This is a genomic window from Microvirga sp. HS2 (assembly GCF_055792805.1).
The window spans coordinates 1-1,219 of the sequence record NZ_JBVVAJ010000097.1; the positions used below are offsets into that span (position 1 = coordinate 1).

General features: G+C 62.7%; 1 protein-coding gene. It reads left to right on the forward strand.

Annotated elements, in window-relative coordinates; genetic code table 11:
- Positions 1–66: 66 nt before the first annotated feature.
- On the forward strand, positions 67–1,179 hold the full coding sequence (gene nirK, locus ACS5Q0_RS27465; protein WP_473129787.1) for a copper-containing nitrite reductase: 1,113 nt from the start codon (positions 67–69) through the stop codon (positions 1,177–1,179).
- Positions 1,180–1,219: the final 40 nt, after the last annotated feature.

Genomic DNA, 1,219 nt, shown 5'->3' on the forward strand with positions numbered 1-1,219 from the left:
GTACAAAGCCTTCATCCGATGACGGACCGCGATGATCCGCCAGACGGTCCGATACAGGAGAGAATGATGAGGACCATGAAGATCTCGGGACGCCGGCCGCTGCTTGCGACCGCTGCCGTTTTAGCTCTCGCTGGTGCAGCGTGGCTCGGCGCTCCGCTCAGCGCCAACGCGAGCGACAAGGTTGCCGCCGCCACTCCGCATGCACACGGGATTCCAGATGCGAGCACCGCTGCAGCGGCACCCGTGAGCGTGGTGCGCCTGCCCACCGATCTTCCTGCTCCCATCGGCAAGCGTGGTCCGCAGCGCATCAAGGTCAACTTCGAGACCACCGAAGTCACCGGCCAGCTCGCGGACGGCGCCACCTATCACTACTGGACCTTCAACAACAAGGTGCCCGGTCCCTTCGTCCGGGTGCGGGTCGGCGATATCGTCGAGGTCAGCCTGAAGAATGCCGACGACAGCGTCATGATGCACAACGTCGACTTCCATGCGGTCACCGGCCCTGGCGGCGGCGCCAAGGCGACTGAGGCGGCTCCCGGCGAGACCCGCGGCTTCGAGTTCAAGGCGCTCAACCCCGGTCTGTATGTCTATCACTGCGCAACCCCCATGGTGGCCCAGCACATCGCCAACGGCATGTATGGCCTGATCCTGGTGGAGCCGGAGGAGGGGCTGCCGAAGGTGGATCATGAGTTCTACGTCATGCAGGGCGAGATCTATACGGAGCAGGCACTCGGCGCGAAGGGCCATTTGGACGAAAGCTATGACAAGCTGGTGAGCGAGCGGCCGGAATACTTCATCTTCAACGGCAGCACCGATGCTCTGAAGAAGAACCCTCTCAAGGCGAAGGTCGGTGAGACCGTGCGGATCTACTTCGGCGTGGGCGGCCCGAACTACACCTCGTCCTTCCACGTGATCGGCGAGATCTTCGACAAGGCCTATCCTTTGGCTTCGTTGAGCAGCCCGCTGAAGGACGTGCAGACGATCACCACGCCTCCAGGCGGGGCCAGCGTGGTCGATTTCAAGGTCGAGGTTCCCGGCAACTACGTCCTGGTGGACCATGCCCTGAGCCGGGTAGAGCGCGGGCTGGCCGGCATTCTTCAGGTGGAAGGTCCTGAGAACGCCGCGATCTTCAAAGACCACAACCCCGAGAAGTCGGCCATGTCGACCAGCGGTCACTGACCGAAGTGATCCGATCTGATGAAAAGTCCGGGCCTGACCC

Coding starts and splice junctions, on each gene's coding strand:
- nirK (WP_473129787.1), top strand. CDS start 67: ATGAGGACCATGAAGATCTCGGGACGCCGGCCGCTGCTTGCGACCGCT.